Annotated in this window: 16 protein-coding genes; 14 read left to right on the top strand and 2 right to left on the bottom strand. The window is 64.7% G+C overall.

The genetic code is table 11. The annotated features are described in order from the left end of the window. Positions 1–98 precede the first annotated feature (98 nt). The 11 genes from N2605_RS18445 (at position 99) to fabZ (ending at position 11,941) form a co-directional block, all read left to right on the top strand. Positions 99–1,094 carry a 30S ribosomal protein S2 gene (locus tag N2605_RS18445; RefSeq protein ID WP_036010040.1) on the top strand — a complete coding sequence of 332 codons (996 nt, stop codon included), beginning with the start codon at positions 99–101 and terminating at the stop codon, positions 1,092–1,094. Between the two features lie 132 nt (positions 1,095–1,226). Next, positions 1,227–2,150, top strand: a complete 924-nt coding sequence (tsf, locus tag N2605_RS18440; RefSeq protein WP_225112543.1) for a translation elongation factor Ts — start codon at positions 1,227–1,229, stop codon at positions 2,148–2,150. Positions 2,151–2,209: 59 nt separating this feature from the next. Next, positions 2,210–2,926 (top strand): UMP kinase, encoded by a 717-nt coding sequence (gene pyrH, locus N2605_RS18435; protein WP_260342023.1) that lies wholly within the window; start codon positions 2,210–2,212, stop codon positions 2,924–2,926. Between the two features lie 64 nt (positions 2,927–2,990). Then, complete coding sequence (gene frr, locus N2605_RS18430; protein WP_025036556.1) at positions 2,991–3,554, top strand: ribosome recycling factor; 564 nt, start codon at positions 2,991–2,993, stop codon at positions 3,552–3,554. Positions 3,555–3,566: 12 nt separating this feature from the next. Further along, positions 3,567–4,325 (top strand): isoprenyl transferase, encoded by a 759-nt coding sequence (locus N2605_RS18425; protein WP_225125193.1) that lies wholly within the window; start codon positions 3,567–3,569, stop codon positions 4,323–4,325. After that, entirely contained in the window at positions 4,322–5,164 is an 843-nt protein-coding gene (locus N2605_RS18420; protein ID WP_036025246.1) for a phosphatidate cytidylyltransferase, read from the top strand. The genes N2605_RS18425 and N2605_RS18420 overlap by 4 nt, the downstream gene beginning before the upstream one ends. A 4-nt stretch (positions 5,165–5,168) precedes the next feature. After that, a complete protein-coding gene (gene dxr / locus N2605_RS18415) occupies positions 5,169–6,392 on the top strand; it encodes a 1-deoxy-D-xylulose-5-phosphate reductoisomerase (RefSeq protein WP_225125195.1) in 1,224 nt (407 codons plus the stop codon). A 44-nt stretch (positions 6,393–6,436) separates the two neighbouring features. After that, positions 6,437–7,588 carry an RIP metalloprotease RseP gene (rseP, locus tag N2605_RS18410; RefSeq protein ID WP_260347398.1) on the top strand — a complete coding sequence of 384 codons (1,152 nt, stop codon included), beginning with the start codon at positions 6,437–6,439 and terminating at the stop codon, positions 7,586–7,588. A 176-nt stretch (positions 7,589–7,764) separates the two neighbouring features. Beyond that, positions 7,765–10,290, top strand: a complete 2,526-nt coding sequence (gene bamA, locus N2605_RS18405) for an outer membrane protein assembly factor BamA (protein WP_260347397.1) — start codon at positions 7,765–7,767, stop codon at positions 10,288–10,290. Between the two features lie 125 nt (positions 10,291–10,415). Continuing rightward, complete coding sequence (gene lpxD, locus N2605_RS18400) at positions 10,416–11,483, top strand: UDP-3-O-(3-hydroxymyristoyl)glucosamine N-acyltransferase (RefSeq protein ID WP_036010017.1); 1,068 nt, start codon at positions 10,416–10,418, stop codon at positions 11,481–11,483. Then, entirely contained in the window at positions 11,480–11,941 is a 462-nt protein-coding gene (gene fabZ, locus N2605_RS18395; protein ID WP_036010015.1) for a 3-hydroxyacyl-ACP dehydratase FabZ, read from the top strand. The genes lpxD and fabZ overlap by 4 nt, the downstream gene beginning before the upstream one ends. A 12-nt stretch (positions 11,942–11,953) precedes the next feature. Here the strand turns inward: fabZ and N2605_RS18390 are convergent, their stop codons facing one another. Next, positions 11,954–12,274: a KTSC domain-containing protein gene (locus tag N2605_RS18390; protein WP_225133749.1), complete on the bottom strand. Its 321-nt coding sequence runs from the start codon at positions 12,272–12,274 to the stop codon at positions 11,954–11,956. 176 nt (positions 12,275–12,450) lie between these two features. Here N2605_RS18390 and lpxA point away from each other — a divergent pair, with 176 nt between their 5' ends. Genes lpxA through lpxB form a run of 3 tightly spaced genes read left to right on the top strand, consistent with a single transcriptional unit; the run spans position 12,451 to position 15,331 of the window. Next, positions 12,451–13,242, top strand: coding sequence for an acyl-ACP--UDP-N-acetylglucosamine O-acyltransferase (lpxA, locus tag N2605_RS18385; protein ID WP_225124094.1), 792 nt, complete (start codon positions 12,451–12,453; stop codon positions 13,240–13,242). Between the two features lie 29 nt (positions 13,243–13,271). After that, positions 13,272–14,141 (top strand): LpxI family protein, encoded by an 870-nt coding sequence (locus N2605_RS18380; RefSeq protein WP_157283600.1) that lies wholly within the window; start codon positions 13,272–13,274, stop codon positions 14,139–14,141. After that, the gene (gene lpxB, locus N2605_RS18375; protein ID WP_260347396.1) at positions 14,141–15,331 is read left to right on the top strand and encodes a lipid-A-disaccharide synthase; all 1,191 of its coding nucleotides are present in this window, start codon (positions 14,141–14,143) and stop codon (positions 15,329–15,331) included. The genes N2605_RS18380 and lpxB overlap by 1 nt, the downstream gene beginning before the upstream one ends. Before the next feature lie 103 nt (positions 15,332–15,434). Here lpxB and N2605_RS18370 read toward each other — a convergent pair whose 3' ends face one another. Beyond that, entirely contained in the window at positions 15,435–16,970 is a 1,536-nt protein-coding gene (locus N2605_RS18370) for a PAS domain-containing sensor histidine kinase (protein WP_197424495.1), read from the bottom strand. Between the last annotated feature and the right edge of the window lie 136 nt (positions 16,971–17,106).

Genomic DNA, 17,106 nt, shown 5'->3' with positions numbered 1-17,106 from the left:
CGGAAACATGGCTCACAAGGCCGTCCGGTGGCAACCGGGGCGTGAACGCTCCGTTTTGCTCACACGTTTCCGGAGGAACCAACCGGAGAATTAGAACGATGGCACTGCCCGATTTCACTATGCGTCAGCTGCTCGAAGCTGGCGTGCACTTTGGCCACCAGTCTCACCGCTGGAATCCGAAAATGGCTCCGTTCATTTTCGGCACCCGCAACAACATCCACATCGTCGACCTCGCCCAGACCGTGCCGATGCTGCATCAGGCCCTCCAGGCCGTCAGCGACACGGTGGCCAAGGGCGGCCGCATCCTGTTCGTCGGCACCAAGCGCCAGGCGCAGGACGGCGTTGCCGACGCGGCCAAGCGCTGCGCGCAGTATTTCGTCAATTCGCGCTGGCTCGGCGGCACGCTGACCAACTGGAAGACGATCTCGGCTTCCATCAAGCGCCTGCGTCACCTCGACGACGTGCTCTCGGGCGGCGAAGCCAATTCCTACACGAAGAAGGAGCGCCTGACGCTGCAGCGCGAGCGCGACAAGCTCGACCGCTCGCTCGGCGGCATCAAGGACATGGGCGGTCTGCCCGACCTGATCTTCGTGATCGACACCAACAAGGAAGACATCGCGATCCAGGAAGCCCAGCGGCTCAACATCCCGGTCGCTGCGATCGTCGACACCAATTCGGACCCGAAGGGCATCACCTATGTGGTGCCGGGCAATGACGACGCCGGTCGCGCCATCTCGCTGTACTGCGATCTCGTCGCGCGTGCGGCGATCGACGGCATCTCGCGCGCGCAAGGCGATTCGGGCATCGACGTCGGCGCCTCGGCCCAGCCGGTCGCCGAGGAGCTGCCGGCGGCGTCCTCGAGCGGCTTCCAGGGCCTTGCGGGTCCTCGCGGCACTGCCGACGACCTCAAGAAGCTCCCGGGCGTGTCGGGCGCGATCGAGAAGAAGTTCAACGACCTCGGCATCTTCCACTATTGGCAGCTCGCCGAGCTCGACCACGACACCGCGCACACGATCGGCGAAGAAGTCGGTCTGCCGAGCCGTGCGGATGCCTGGGTGGCCAAGGCCAAGGCGCTGACCGCGGAAGCGGAATAGTTAAAAAGAGCGATGGGTTGGCCGGATAGGATCCGGCCACCATTTCAGTTGACGCGAATTCCTGAGATGGACCGCGGCGGGGCGATTGATGCCGCGCCGCGGCAAACCGGCAGGCACAAAGGATTTTCAACGATGGCAACGATCACAGCTGCGATGGTCAAGGACCTGCGCGAATCGACCGGCGCGGGCATGATGGACTGCAAGGCCGCGCTCACCGAAAACGACGGCAACATGGAAGCGGCGCAGGACTGGCTGCGCAAGAAGGGCCTGTCCAAGGCCGCCAAGAAGTCGGGCCGCGTCGCCGCCGAGGGCCTGATCGGCGCGCTCACCAAGGGCACCAAGGGCGTCGTGGTCGAGGTCAACTCCGAGACCGACTTCGTTGCGCGCAACGGCCAGTTCCAGGGCCTGGTCAAGATGATCGCCCAGGTCGCGTTCGACGTCGGAGCGGACGTCGAGAAGATCAAGGCCGCCAAGGTCGGCGACGTCACGATCGAAACCGCCATCAATGATGCGATCGCCACCATCGGCGAGAACATGACGCTCCGCCGCGCCGCCGCGCTCGAGGTGAGCCAGGGCGTTGTCTCGCACTACGTCCATGGTGCCGTCATCGACGGCGCCGGCAAGATGGGCGTGATCGTGGCGCTGGAATCGCCGGGCAAGGCCGATGAGCTCGCAGCGCTCGGCCGTCAGATCGCGATGCACATTGCGGCCGCCAACCCGCTGGCGCTCGATCCGTCCGGCCTCGATCCGGCCGTGGTCAAACGCGAGAAGGACGTACTGGCCGACAAGTACCGTCAGCAGGGCAAGCCCGAGAACGTGATCGAGAAGATCGTCGAGTCCGGCCTCAAGACCTACTACAAGGAAGTCTGCCTGCTCGAGCAGGCCTTCATCCACGACACCGGCAAGTCGGTGGCGCAGGCGGTGAAGGAGGCCGAGGGCAAGGTCGGCGGGGCTGTGAAAATCGCGGGCTTTGTGCGCTATGCTCTCGGCGAGGGAATCGAGAAGCAGGAAAGCGACTTCGCGGCCGAGGTCGCCGCGGCCAGCGGCAAGAAGTAAGCGCCGGAAGTTCCTTCCGGCGTGCCGCCGGAAGCGGCGCCCGGACAAGGAAAGTGCTCATGACTGATCCGGTCTATCGTCGCGTCGTGATCAAGCTGTCCGGCGAGTATCTCGCGGGACGGCAAGGCTTCGGCATCGATCAGCCGACCGTCGACCGGGTTGCGGACGATCTGATCGCGGCCCGCCATCTCGGCATTGAGGTCGCGGTCGTGATCGGTGGCGGCAACATGGTCCGCGGCGTCGAGGTCTCATCCCGCGGGGTGTCGCGCACCACCGGCGACACCATGGGCATGCTCGCCACCATGATGAATTGCCTCGCGCTGGAAGCGGCGATCGAGCGCAAGGGAACGCCGGCGCGGACCCTGTCGGCCTTCGTCATGCCCGAGATTTCCGAGCTGTTCACCCGCACTGCGGCACACAAATACCTGGCCGAGGGCCGCATCGTGCTGCTCGGCGGCGGGACCGGCAATCCGTTCTTCACCACCGACACGACCGCGGTACTGCGGGCCGCCGAGATCGGCGCGCAGGCGGTCCTGAAGGCGACGAATGTCGACGGGGTCTACTCGGCCGATCCGAAGCAGGATCCGACCGCGACGCGGTTCGACCGCCTGACGCATTCGCAGGCGATCGAGGGCGGTTACAAGGTGATGGATGCGACCGCCTTCGCGCTTGCCCGCGAGACATCGCTGCCTATCATCGTATTCTCGATCGCGGAGCCGGGCTCGATCGGCGCGATTCTGCGTGGCGTCGGCCACGGAACCATCGTCGCCGGCTGACGGGTCATCTGGCGCGCCGAACGACGGTGCGGAGCGGTCGCCGGGATTTTGAAGGAGAAACGTGATGGCCACGGGTAATTTCGATCTCAACGAAGTGAAGCGTCGCATGCAGGGCGCCGTCGCCTCGCTCAAGCACGAGCTCGGCGGCCTACGCACGGGACGCGCCTCCGCCTCGATGCTCGATCCGGTGCAGGTCGAGGCTTATGGCAGCCACATGCCGCTCAACCAGCTCGCCACCGTCAGCGTGCCGGAGCCGCGGCTGATCTCGGTGCAGGTCTGGGACAAGTCGATGGTCAAGGCCGTCGAGAAGGCGATCGTCGATTCCAATCTCGGCCTGTCGCCCGCGACCGAGGGCCAGGTGCTGCGCCTGCGCATTCCCGAGCTCAACGAGGAGCGCCGCAAGGAGCTGGTGAAGGTCGCGCACAAATATGCCGAAGCCGCCAAGGTCGCCGCGCGCCATGTCCGCCGCGACGGTCTCGACGTGCTCAAGAAGCTCGAGAAGAATCACGAGATGTCGGAGGACGACCAGAAGCGTCACGCCGACGAGGTGCAGAAGGCGACCGACGGCACCATCGCCGAGATCGACCAGTTGCTGGCCGCCAAGGAAAAAGAAATCCTCACCGTTTAAGGCACCGCCTTCATGTCCAACGCCGCCGCGCCCGCAACGGAAGGACCCGACAGGTCCGAGGCGCCTGCGCATGTCGCCATCATCATGGACGGCAACGGGCGTTGGGCGGCCGCGCGCGGTCTGCCGCGTGCGGAAGGGCATCGCCGCGGCGTCGACGCGCTGCGCCGCGTGGTGCGCGCCTCGCACGAGCTCGGCATCCGCTATCTCACCATCTTCTCGTTCTCGTCGGAGAACTGGTCGCGCCCGGCGAGCGAGATCGGCGACCTGTTCGGCCTGCTGCGGCGCTTCATCCGCAACGACCTGGCGAGCCTGCATCGCGACGGCGTCAAGGTCCGCATCATCGGCGAGCGCGAGGGGCTCGAGAGCGACATCTGCGCCTTGCTGAACGAGGCCGAGGAGCTGACGCGCGACAACACGCGCCTGACGCTCGTCGTCGCCTTCAACTACGGCTCGCGGCAGGAGATCGCGAAAGCGGCGCAGAAGCTGGCCCGCGAGGTCGCGGAGGGCAGGCGGGATCCTGCCACGATCGACGCCGAGACGCTTGGCGCGCATCTCGACGCGCCCGACATCCCCGACCCCGACCTCATCATCCGCACCAGCGGCGAGCAGCGCCTGTCGAACTTCCTGATGTGGCAGGCCGCCTATAGTGAGCTCGTGTTCGTGCCGATCCATTGGCCCGACTTCGACAAGGCGGCGCTGGAAGGCGCGATCGCCGAATTTGCCAGGCGCGAGCGCCGTTTCGGCGGCCTGGTTGCGAAGACCGCCTCGTGAACGAACCCGATCCTGCATCGGCGGGCGCCAAGCCTGCCCCGAGCAATCTGGTGATGCGGGTCCTCGCAGCGCTGGTGCTGGCGCCGCTGGCCATCGCGATCGCCTATGCCGGCGGCTGGTTGTGGGCGCTTCTCGTCACCCTGGTCTCGATCGGGCTGTTCGCGGAATGGCTGATGGTGGTGGGCGCAGCGTCGGCCGCGCTGACCGGGGCAGGGACGGTCGTGATCGCCATGATGGGAGCCTCCGTCGCTTTCGGCGCGCTCAAGACCTCCGTCGTCACCGGCCTCATCGGCGGTGCCATCGTGACGCTGATCGCCCGGGGCAAGTTCTTGTGGGCGGCGAGCGGGTTTGCCTATGCGGCGGCGGCGCTGCTGGCCTCGATCCTGGTGCGCAAGGATCTCGTCAACGGCTTCTCCGCGCTGATGTTCGTGCTGCTCGTGGTGTGGGCGACCGACATCGGCGGCTATTTCGCCGGACGCAGCATCGGCGGCCCGAAATTATGGCCGCGCGTGAGCCCGAAAAAGACCTGGGCCGGCGCGCTCGGCGGCTTTGCGGCGAGCCTTGCGGTCGCGGCCGGCTTCGCCGCCTCCGGGATCGGAAAGCTGATTCCGCTGCTGCTCGTCGGCGCCGTCCTGTCGATGGTGTCGCAGCTCGGCGATCTCTTCGAATCCGCCGTGAAGCGGCGCTTCGGTGTCAAGGATTCCAGTCACTTAATTCCCGGCCATGGCGGGCTTATGGACCGCCTGGACGGATTTGTCGCCGCCATCCTGGCGGCCTGGTTTATCGGCTTTTTCCGCCATGGTGTGCATAGCGCCGGAAGCGGTCTTATGGTTTGGTGAGGATATGAGCGCCGTTCCCTTGCGTAACAACAGGCTTGCTGCGTCCGACATTCGCAGCGTCACGGTCCTCGGTGCCACCGGCTCGATCGGCGACAGCACGATGGATCTCTTGCGCGCCTCGCCCGAGCGCTACCGTGTCGAGGCGCTGACGGCGAACGGCAATGTCGCAGCGCTCGCCAAGCTCGCCAAGGAATTCAACGCGCGCTATGTCGCGATCGCCGACACCTCCAAGCTCGCCGAGCTCAAGGCTGCGCTCGCGGGCACCAGTACCGAATGCGGCGCCGGCGAAAGCGCGGTGATCGAGGCCGGCGCGCGTCCGGCCGACTGGGTGATGGCGGCGGTCAGCGGCGCTGCCGGGCTGAAGCCGGCGCTCGCCGCGGTCGATCGCGGCGCGCATGTCGCGCTCGCCAACAAGGAGTGCCTGGTCTGCGCCGGCGACTTCTTCATGCAGCGCGCGGCAAAAGCCGGCGCCTGCATCCTGCCGGCCGATTCCGAGCACAACGCGCTGTTCCAGGCGCTGAGCTCAGGCAATCGGGACGAGCTCGTCCGCGTCATCATCACCGCGTCCGGCGGCCCGTTCCGGACCTGGAAGCCCTCAGACATCGAGCAGGCGACGCTCGAGCAGGCCCTGAAGCATCCGAACTGGAGCATGGGCCAGAAGATCACGATCGATTCGGCCTCCATGATGAACAAGGGGCTCGAGGTGATCGAGGCGTCCTATCTGTTCGCGCTCTCGCCGGACGAGATCGACGTGCTGGTTCATCCGCAGTCGATCATCCACGGCATGGTCGAGTTTTCCGACCGCTCGGTGGTGGCCCAGCTCGGCGCGCCCGACATGAGGACGCCGATCGCCCATTGCCTCGGCTGGCCCGACCGAATCAAGGGCCCGGCGGCCAAGCTCGACCTTGCCAAGATCGGCCAGCTGACCTTCGAAGCGCCGGACTTCGAGCGCTTCCCCGGACTGCGGCTGGCCTACGAATCGCTCCGGACCGGGAAGGGCGCGACCACGGTCTACAATGCCGCCAACGAGGTCGCGGTGGCCGCCTTCATCGGCGGCAAGATCCGGTTCGGTGCGATTGCCCGGCTGGTCGAGGCGACCCTTGAGGATTGGATCAAAGGCGGCAACCAGGCGCCCCTGACCTCCGCAGACGATGCAATCTCTGTTGACCATGTTGCGCGAAATAGGGCTGCCGCCCTATTGCCTCAAATTGCCTTAAAGGCATCCTAGTTGGTTCGGGACCAGGGCCTTGCGGCGCTGGGTGAGGGAATTCGATGATCGACTTTTTCGTCCATAGTTTCAATACTTTGAGCCATGGGCTCCTCGGCTACGCGGTTCCCTTCCTGTTCGTCCTGACCATTGTCGTGTTCTTCCACGAGCTCGGCCATTTCCTGGTCGCGCGCTGGGCGGGCGTACGCGTGTTAACCTTTTCGCTCGGCTTCGGCCCCGAGCTGGTCGGCTTCAACGACCGCCATGGCACCCGCTGGAAGATCTCGGCGATCCCGCTCGGCGGCTACGTCAAGTTCTTCGGCGACGAGAGCGAGGCCTCGACCCCGTCGGCCCAGACGCTGGCGGCTATGTCGGCCGAGGAGCGCGCCGGCAGCTTCCACGACAAGAAGGTTGGTCCCCGGGCGGCGATCGTCGCGGCCGGACCAATCGCCAATTTCATCCTGGGCGCGCTGATCTTCGCCGGAATGGCGCTCTATTACGGCAAGCCCAGCACGATCGCCCGGGTCGACGGTGTCGTCGCCAACGGCGCGGCGGCTGCCGCCGGCTTCAAGGTGGGCGACGTCGTCATCCAGATCGACGGCAAGCCGATCGAGAGCTTTGCCGACATGCAGCGAATCGTTGCGATGAACGCCGGTTCGGCTCTTACCTTCCAGGTGAAGCGCGACGGCGCCGTCGTCTCGCTGACCGCGACCCCGGCGCTGCTGGAGCGCAAGGACCCGTTCGGCAACAGCCACCGTCTCGGCGTTCTCGGCATCGAGCACAAGTCGCAGGCCGGGGAGGCCTCGACCACCCCGGTCGGCGTCGGCGAAGCGCTCAAGATCGGCGTCGAGCAGGTCTGGTTCATCATCACCAGCACTTTCAAGTTCCTGGGCTCGCTGTTCGTCGGCCAGGGCAATCCGAACGAGGTCAGCGGCGTCCTGGGAATCGCGAAAATGTCGGGGCAGGCGGCCAGCGCCGGGTTCCAGTTCGTGATCAATCTCTGCGCGGTGCTGTCGGTGTCGATCGGCCTTTTGAACCTGTTCCCGATCCCGCTGCTCGATGGCGGCCACCTGATGTTCTATGCGGCCGAGGTGGTCCGGGGCCGGCCTTTGTCCGAGCGGACCCAGGAAATGGGGTTCCGAATCGGGCTTGGCCTGGTGCTGATGTTGATGGTGTTTGCGACCTACAACGACATCCTGCGGATGGCAGCTTCCTGATAGGGGCTTTTTTGTGGCGTTGCTGTTGAGCAACGTCTTGGAATGAAATTGAAATTACGGCGCTTTCGGCCGTTTGCGGCGTCGGCGAAATTGGCTACAAGCGGCCTGAACTTGGGGAATCTCCGGACCGGCGTTGGGGTTGGGTCTGGCAGGGAATGATAAGGGCGCGTTGCGCGATGAAGTTTGGACTGCGACTCCGGGGGGGCTTGCTCGCGACCCTGATCTTGTTCGGCGCGCCGGTGGTTGCCCCGGTTGGGGCTGTTTTCGTGTCTTCGTCTGCGCTCGCCCAGACCGTTCAGTCGATTTCCGTCGAAGGGAATCGCCGCGTCGAGGTGGAGACGATCCGCTCCTATTTCAAGCCGGGTCCCGGCGGCCGGCTGGATCAGGCCGCCATCGACGACGGCCTCAAGGCGTTGATCGAGACCGGCCTGTTCCAGGACGTCAGGATCAACCGCGGTTCCGGCGGCCAGCTCATCGTCTCCGTGGTGGAAAACCCGGTGATTGGCCGCATCGCCTTCGAGGGCAACAAGAAGATCAAGGACGAGCAGCTCACCGCTGAAGTCCAGTCCAAGGCCCGCGGCACCTTCTCCCGCGCCATGGTGCAGTCGGACACGCTCCGTATCGCCGAAATCTATCGCCGCTCCGGCCGCTACGACGTGCGCGTCACGCCCGAGATCATCGAGCAGCCGAACAACCGCGTCGACCTGATCTTCACGGTCGAGGAGGGCGTCAAGACCGGCGTCCGGTCGATCGAGTTCGTCGGCAACAATGCCTTCTCATCCTACCGCCTCCGCGACGTGATCAAGACGCGCGAGACGAATCTGCTGAGCTTCCTCGGCAGCGGTGACGTCTACGATCCCGACCGCGTAGAAGCCGATCGCGACCTGATCCGCCGATTCTACCTCAAGAACGGCTTCGCCGACGTGCAGGTCGTCGCGGCGCTGACCGAATACGATCCGGAGAAGAAGGGCTTCAACGTCACCTTCAAGATCGAGGAAGGTCAGCAATACCGTGTCGGCGCGGTGGATTTCCGCACCAGCATTCCGAACTTCGATCCGAGCTCGATGCGCGCCTATTCGCGCCTCAATGTCGGCTCGCTCTACAACGTCGAATTGGTCGAGAAGTCAGTCGAGGAGATGCAGATCGAAGCCTCCCGCCGCGGCTATGCCTTTGCCGTGGTCCGGCCCGGCGGCGATCGCAACTTCGAAGCGCACACCGTGTCCGTCGTGTTCAACATCGACGAGGGCCCGCGCACTTATATCGAGCGCATCAACCTGCGCGGCAACACCCGCACGCGCGACTACGTGATCCGGCGCGAGTTCGACATCTCGGAGGGCGACGCCTACAACCGCGCGCTGGTCGACCGTGCCGAGCGGCGCCTGAAGAACCTCGACTATTTCAAGAGCGTGAAGATCACGACCGAGCCGGGCTCGTCGAGCGACCGCGTCATCCTGATCGTCGACATGGAAGAAAAATCGACCGGCGACTTCTCGGTCTCGGGCGGTTACTCCACCACTGACGGCGCGCTGGCCGAAGTCTCGATCTCCGAGCGCAACCTGCTTGGTCGCGGCCTGTTCGCCAAGGCTGCGGTGACCTATGGCCAGTATGCGCGCGGCTACTCGCTGTCGTTCGTCGAGCCGTATCTGCTCGACTACCGCGTCGCGCTGGGCCTCGACCTCTATCAGCGTGAGCAGAAGTCCAACAGCTACATCTCTTACGGCACCAAGACGCTCGGCTTCTCGCCGCGTCTCGGCTTCTCCTTGCGTGAAGATCTCTCGCTCCAGCTGCGCTACTCGATCTATCGGCAGGAGATCACCCTGCCGAGCTATCTGGCGAACTGTAACAACGTGGTTGGTTCGGCGGCCTTCAATCCCAGCCCGGCCTTCTCTGCTGCCACCGGTATACCTCTGGATCCGTCCACCAACGGCCTCGGCTGCTACAACGACGGCGAAGCCTCGCTGCCGGTGCGCAAGGAGCTCGCCAACGGCAAGACGCTGACTTCGGCGCTCGGCTACACGCTGACCTACAACACGCTGGACAACAACAAGAACCCGACCGACGGCCTGCTCGTCGACTTCCGGCAGGACTTCGCCGGCGTCGGCGGCGACGTCTCCTATCTGAAGTCGGTCGTCGATGCGAAGTACTACACTCCGCTCGTGTCCGACATCGTCGGCCTCGTCCGCTTGCAAGGCGGCATGCTGAACAAGATCGGCACCGATCTGCGCATGCTCGACCACTTCCAGATGGGCCCGAACCTCGTCCGCGGCTTCGCCCCGAACGGCATCGGTCCGCGCGACTTGAACCCGTTCGGCACGCAGGATGCGCTCGGCGGCACCCAGTATTGGGGTGCTTCGTTCGAATTGCAGATGCCGTTCTGGTTCCTGCCCAAGGAAGTGGGTCTGAAGGGCGCCGTCTATGCCGACGCCGGCGGCCTCTACGACTACAAGGGACCGACGAGCTGGACCACCACCAACGAGGTCAATGCGCCGGGATGTATCCCGTCGAGCATCAATCCCTCGAGCACGGGGACCTGCACCGGTCTCGTCTATGACGACAGCAAGGTCGTTCGCTCGTCGGTCGGTGTCGGCGTGATCTGGCAGTCGCCGTTCGGACCGCTGCGCTTCGACTACGCCGTGCCGCTCAGCAAGGGCAAGTACGACCGCACGCAGGAATTCCGGTTCGGCGGCGGCACCACGTTCTAATTCGATCAGCACGGCACGATCCGGATCACCGGAACCGGTTTCGGAAAGGGATCGTGCCGATCCAGGACATGAGGCATGATGCGGCCTGACCGCTTCATGCCGAAGCCGGACCGCGACGGGGTGGAATGGCGCAGCCGATCTTCTTCACAAAGCCGCCTGCCGCAGCGTTGGCCGACATTGCCACGCTGACAAAGGCGCAGCTGGTCGACCCCGCGAGGGGCGGCCACGTCATCACGGGCCTTGCTTCGCTCGACGAAGCTGGCCCGATGCATCTGGCGTTCTTCGACAACCTCAAATACGCCGATCAGCTTAGGGCGACCAAGGCGGGGGCCTGTCTGGTCAGTCCGCGCTTCGAGGCCGAGGTGCCCGAACATGTGGCCGTGCTGCGGGTGGCGCAGCCATTCCGCGCCTTTGTCCGGATCGCGCGGGAATGGCACGCCGACGCGCTGCGGCCGCAATCCTGGGTCGGCAACGACGGTATCGCACCATCGGCCATCATCGATCCCACGGCCCGGCTCGAGGACGGCGTGGTCGTCGACCCCCTGGCCGTGATCGGCCCGGACGTCGAGATCGGCAGTGGCACTGTGATTGGCGTCGGGGCGGTGATCGGTCCCGGCGTCAAGATCGGCCGGGATTGCAATGTCGGCGCCCGGACCGCTATCCAGTGCGCCCTGATCGGCAACAACGTGCTGATCCATCCCGGCTGCTCGATCGGCCAGGACGGCTACGGCTTCATCTTCTTCGGCCCGGAGGGCCATCTGAAGGTGCCGCAGACCGGGCGCGTGCTGATCCAGAACGACGTCGAGGTCGGGGCCAACACCACGATCGACCGCGGGTCCTTGCGTGACACCGTGATCGGCGAGGGGACCAAAATCGACAATCAGGTCCAGATTGGCCACAATGTGACGATCGGCCGGCACTGCCTGCTCGCGGCCCAGATCGGGCTCGCCGGCAGCCTGACCATCGGCGACAACGTGGCGCTCGGAGCGAAGGTTGGCATCAACAATCACCTCAAGATCGGCGACGGGGCGCAGGTGACGGCGATGAGCGCGGTCAAGGACGACATCCCGCCGGGCGGCCGCTGGGGCGGGCACTTCGCCAAGCCGACCAAGCAATGGTTCAAGGAGATCATCGCGGTGGAGCGGCTGGTACGCGACAGCAAGGCCGATCCGAAGGACGAGGGACGGGAATGACGGCGGAATCACCTGTTAAGTTCGAGCTGGTGGACATCAACGCGATCCTCCAGACACTGCCGCACCGCTTTCCGATGCTGCTGATCGACCGCGTGATCAACATCCGCGCCGATTACAGCGGCATCGGCATCAAGAACGTCACCTTCAACGAGCCGGCGTTCCAGGGACATTTCCCCGAGCGTCCGGTTTATCCCGGTGTCATGATGATCGAGGCGATGGCGCAGACCGCGGGCGTGATCGGCATCAAGTCGGTCGAGGGCACCGAGAAGCCGCGGGCGGTCTATTTCCTCACCATCGACAAGTGCAAGTTTCGCAAGCCGGTGCTGCCGGGCGATACGATCGAGTATCACATGCGCTCGCTCGGCCGCCGCAAGACCATGTGGTGGTTTCACGGCGATGCAAAGGTCAACGGTCAGGTCGTTGCCGAAGCCGACGTCGGCGCCATGCTGACCGATTGAGCGGCACTGGGCTCAGGTGCAATCGTAGCGGCTGCCGGTCGTCTCCCGCCTGATAGTCCGGTTGAAGAACTGGCCCATGGAGGGCGCGCCGAGGAGGCGTTCGACGGTGTCGGCCGTCACGCCGCAATAGCGGTGATAGGCGCCGTTGCTCGCGACGATCAGGTCCTGCTGCGCGCGATCGTAACAGACCCGCTGAAGCACCGTGCTGCGGGTGATGTCCCGGCACTCGAATGTCCGCAGATCGACCAGGCGGTGTTCGCCGGTCTCGACCGCCTCCGACACGATCGGAGTATCCGCGAGCTGCGCCAGCAGAAGGATCAGGGCCCTGACCACGATCGTTGAAGCTCCGCATGAACCTGACGACGGGACGGGAAGGCCGCCTCATCCGGCACTTGAAACACGGCGAGATGATACGTCACTGGACAGATCGGGCATAGTCGCGCTAACCAGCCGAAAACCGAGCGACTTCAATACATAACCCGACCTTCTTGACGAGTAAGATTGGCTTGATGAGCAAGATTGATCCCACCGCGCGGATCGCGGACGGCGCCGTGATCGGCGAGGGCACCGAGATCGGACCCTATTGCATCATCGGCCCGAACGTCGTCATCGGCGCGAACTGCAAGCTGATCGGGCATGTGCACATCACGGCGCAAACCACGATTGGCGACGACTGCACCATCTATCCGTTCGCTTCGCTGGGCACGCCGCCGCAATCGCTCAGCTATCGTGGCGAGCTGACGCAGCTCAGGATCGGCGCGGGCTGCACCATCCGCGAATCCGTCACCATGAACGCAGGTACCGTCGCTGGCGGGGGCGTCACCTCGGTTGGCGACCGCGGCTATTTCATGAACTGCAGCCACGTCGGCCACGACTGCCATGTCGGCAACGACGTGATCTTCGCAACCTCGGCAACGCTCGGCGGCCATTGCGAGATCGGCGACTTCGTCTTCATCGGCGGGCTGTCCGCCGTGCATCAGTTCACCCGTATCGGACCGCAGGTCATGGTCGGCGGCGTGTGTGGCGTGCGCGACGACATCATTCCGTTCGGTCTCGTCAACGGCCAATATGCCGTGCTCGAAGGCCTCAATCTGATCGGCATGAAGCGTCGCAAGTTCACCAAGCAGCGGCTTGCCACCGTGCGTGCGTTCTACCAGAAGCTATTCCATGGCGCCGGCACCTTCGCCGAGCGGCTGGAGGCGGCGCGGCCGCTCGCGGGCGAGGACCCCGCGATCGCCGAAATTCTCGACTTCATCGGCAAGGGCAAGCGCCCGCTCTGTCTTCCCGCCATCGCGAAGTGATCTTGAAATGATCTTGGAGTGATCTTGGGATGGCCGCGGGCACGACATCGGCGGCTTTGCAGGTTTCGTCACCGGTCGGCATCGTCGCCGGGGGCGGAGCCATGCCGTTCGCGGTCGCCGAGTCGCTCGCCGCGCACGGCATCACGCCGGTGCTGTTTCCGCTACGCGGGGCCTGCGATCCCCAGCGGGTGGAGAAGTACCGGCATCGCTGGATCTCCGTCGGCCAGCTCGGACGCGCGATGCGGCTGTTCCGCGAGGAGGGCTGCCGCGACCTGATCTTCATCGGCACGTTGGTGCGGCCTTCGCTGTCCGAGATCCGGTTCGACTTCACGACGCTGCGCCTGCTCGGCAACGTCATCCGCGCCTTCCGTGGCGGCGACGATCATCTGCTGTCGGGTGTGGGCCGCATCCTCGAGCAGGACGGCTTCCGGATGGTCGGCATCAAGGACGTTGCGCCGGATCTCCTGATGCCCGAGGGCTGCATCAGCCGCGCCTGGCCGAGCGATGCCAGCAAGGCCGACATCGCGCGCGGCCGGGCGGTGCTGACCGCGCTCGGCCCGTTCGACATCGGCCAGGCCGTGGTCGTGATCGACGGTCATGTGGTGGCGGTCGAGGACATCGAGGGCACCGACGCGCTGCTCGCCCGCGTCGCGAGGCTGCGCGAGGAGGGCCGCATCCGCGCCGCCACCGGACGCGGTGTGCTGGTGAAGGCGCCGAAGAGCGGCCAGGACCTGCGCTTCGACCTGCCGACGATCGGTCCGCGCACCATCGAGGGCGTCGCGGCTGCCGGCCTTGCCGGCATCGCCGTCATCGCGGGCAACACCATCGCCGCCGAGCCGCAGGCCATGATCGCGCTTGCCGATGCCAAATATCTCTTCGTCATCGGCCTGCCCGCGTGATGTCGCGTGATCCCAAGCGCAAGATCTTCCTGATCGCGACGGAGGAGTCCGGCGACAGGCTCGGCAGCGCCTTGATGAAGGTGCTGCGCCAGCGCCTCGGCGACGGCGTGCAGTTCGTCGGGGTCGGCGGCCGCACCATGGCGCGCGAGGGCCTGGAATCGCTGTTTCCGATTGAGGAGCTCTCGATCGTCGGGTTTGCCGCGGTGGTGCAGCAATTGCCGAAGATCCTGCGGCTGATCCGGCAGACCGCCGACGCAGTGACCGAGGCCGCGCCCGACGTGCTCGTCATCATCGACAGCCCCGACTTCACCCATCGCGTCGCCCGCCGCGTGCGCGCGCGCAATCCCGCGATCCCGATCGTCGACTACGTCTCGCCGCAGCTCTGGGCATGGCGGCCAGGACGGGCGCGGACCATGCTCGGCTATGTCGACCACGTGCTCGGCCTGCTGCCGTTCGAGCCCGAGGAATACCGCAAGCTCGGCGGCCCGCCCTGCAGCTATGTCGGCCATCCCCTGATTGAGCAATTGGGCTCGCTGCGGCCGAGTGCGGAGGAGCAGGCGCGCCGCGACAGTGAGCCGCAGGTGCTGCTGGTGCTGCCCGGCAGCCGCCGCAGCGAGGTCAGGCATCATCTCGACGTGTTCGGCGCAACGCTCGGTCGCTTAAGGGGTGAGGGCTGTGCGTTCGAACTGATGCTGCCGACCATGCCGCATCTCGAAGCCACCATCCGCGAAGGCATCGCGAGCTGGCCGGTCAAGCCTCAGATCGTGATCGGCGAGAACGAGCGGCGTGCGGCCTTCCGCATCGCTCACGCCGCGCTGGCGAAATCCGGCACGGTGACGCTCGAGCTCGCGCTGTCGGGCATTCCGATGGTGACGGCCTATCGCGTCGGCGCGATCGAGGCGTTCATCCTGCGACGCGCGATCCGTGTCTCCTCGGTGATCCTTGCCAATCTCGTGATCGGCAAGGATGTCATTCCCGAGTATTTGCAGGAGGAATGCACGCCGGAGAAGCTGGCGCCGGCGCTTCGGGACGTGCTGACGGAGTCTCCGCTGCGCCGGCAGCAGGTCGAGGCCTTCGCCAGGCTCGATCAGATCATGTCGACCGGCAACACATCGCCGAGCGTGCTCGCCGCCGACATCGTGCTCGCAACGATGCGCCAGGGGCGGCGAACGAGCCAGGGTGTTTCATAGAAGTCTGCTTGAGCCGCCCCCTCCAAAGCGTGAGCTGCCCTCCAAAGAGCAGACGCCAAGAAACGCAACAGCGAAGGCGTGAGTTACGCTAAAGCGACGTGGATCACTCCTGTTGCGAAGGCAGACTAAAGTGAAACGCCGCCCCCTGTGGTTCATTGGCACCAGTCCAAAGTCGTCCTCCGTGCGCCTCGATGATCGATTGGCAAATCGACAAGCCCATGCCGGTTCCGTCCGGCTTGGTGGTGTAGAAGGGCTCGAACAGGCGGTCAACGATTGCGACGTCAAGTCCAGGTCCGGTATCCCGTACGGCGACAACAACGAGATTTGAAGCATCTGCAGCCGTGCTGATCCGCAGCTCTCGTCCGCCAACGTCGACACAGTTCATTGCCTCGATCGCGTTGAGGATCAAATTGAGAACCACCTGTTGCAGCTGAACGCGATAGCCCTTCACGAGCGGCAAGCCCGGAGCGAGGTCGGTCTGGATCGAGACATCATGTTTGAGCAGCTCGCTACGGGCGATGGTGATCACGTCCAGGATTGCACCATTGACATCGACGCTCTCCTTCGGCGCCGGAGCTTTCTTGATCAAGGAACGGATCCAACTGATGATCTCGCCGCCTCGCTTGGCTTCTGTGACGATGGATACGAGCGCCTGCTGTGCCTTTTCGAAATTCGGAGATTGTGTTCCTAGCCAGTTCAGTGCGGCCTCTGCGTTGCAGAGCACCGCGGTGATTGGTTGGCTTAGTTCGTGTGTCACCGAAGCCGTGACCTGGCCCATTGCCGCCGCGCGATTGGCGTGTGTTAGTTCAGCTTGCATCTCGCGGAACGTCTCGGCGGTTCGCTTGCGTTCGGTGATGTCGCGGCTCAGACAAATGATTCGTGACTGTCCGACTTCGCAGAACTCGCGCATACGAACTTCGACGGGAAACACAGTGCCATCCTTTCGGCAATAGCGCCTCTCGAGCGTAGCGATGCCGCCGGCCTTAAGACGCTCGCGGTTGCGACGCCAAGTCGCTTCATCCATCTCCAGATCGAACAAGGCCGCAGTTGCCCCAACCAGTTCGGTCCGGCTGTAGCCGAGACTTTCGCAGGCATTCCGATTCACATCGAGAACGTGACCATCTTCACTGTGCAGCATGAACGTATCGGTCGCGTGGTCCACGAAGGTACGGAAACGGGCCTCGCTCTCGATCAGCGCCTGTTCGGCGCGCTTGCGCTCCGTGATGTGGCGCCCCACACCTCGGTAACCCACGAAGTTCCCTGTCTTGTCAAAGATGGGCAGCCCAGAGACGGAAATATAGCGCTTGCCGCCGTCGGGCATCGGCCGCGCGAGCTCGAAATCGCGAAACGGGAGGTGAGCGTCGAGTATCTCCCGGTGTTTGCGCCAGCCATCTGCGTCAGGTTCGAGATACGGGACCTCCCATCGTGTCCTGCCGATCTCGGAGACCGGCGGCTCGGGAAGCGTCTCGGCGAACTCCTGGCGGATGAAGCGATGCTCCGCGTCCGTTTCCCAGTACACATCGAAGGAGAATTGCACCAGCGTGCGAAAGCGCTCCTCGCTCTCGCGCAGTGCCTCCTCAGGGCGCTTGCACTCATTCGAATCGAGGGCGACCGACGGCACTTCAATCGCATGTTGCATGATCATCTCTTGCTCACGCGTGATGGATCAATCGACAGATTTCTCGTGCCGGATCGCGTCCCCCCGGAGCCGATCAAGATCGATCGGGAATATGCCTTTGGCGACTATACTCCCGTATACAGGGCTTCTCTATAGC

Source organism: Bradyrhizobium yuanmingense (genome assembly GCF_025200905.1).
GTDB classification, from domain to species: Bacteria; Pseudomonadota; Alphaproteobacteria; order Rhizobiales; family Xanthobacteraceae; genus Bradyrhizobium; species Bradyrhizobium yuanmingense.
This window is presented reverse-complemented; position numbering and strand designations above follow the sequence as displayed.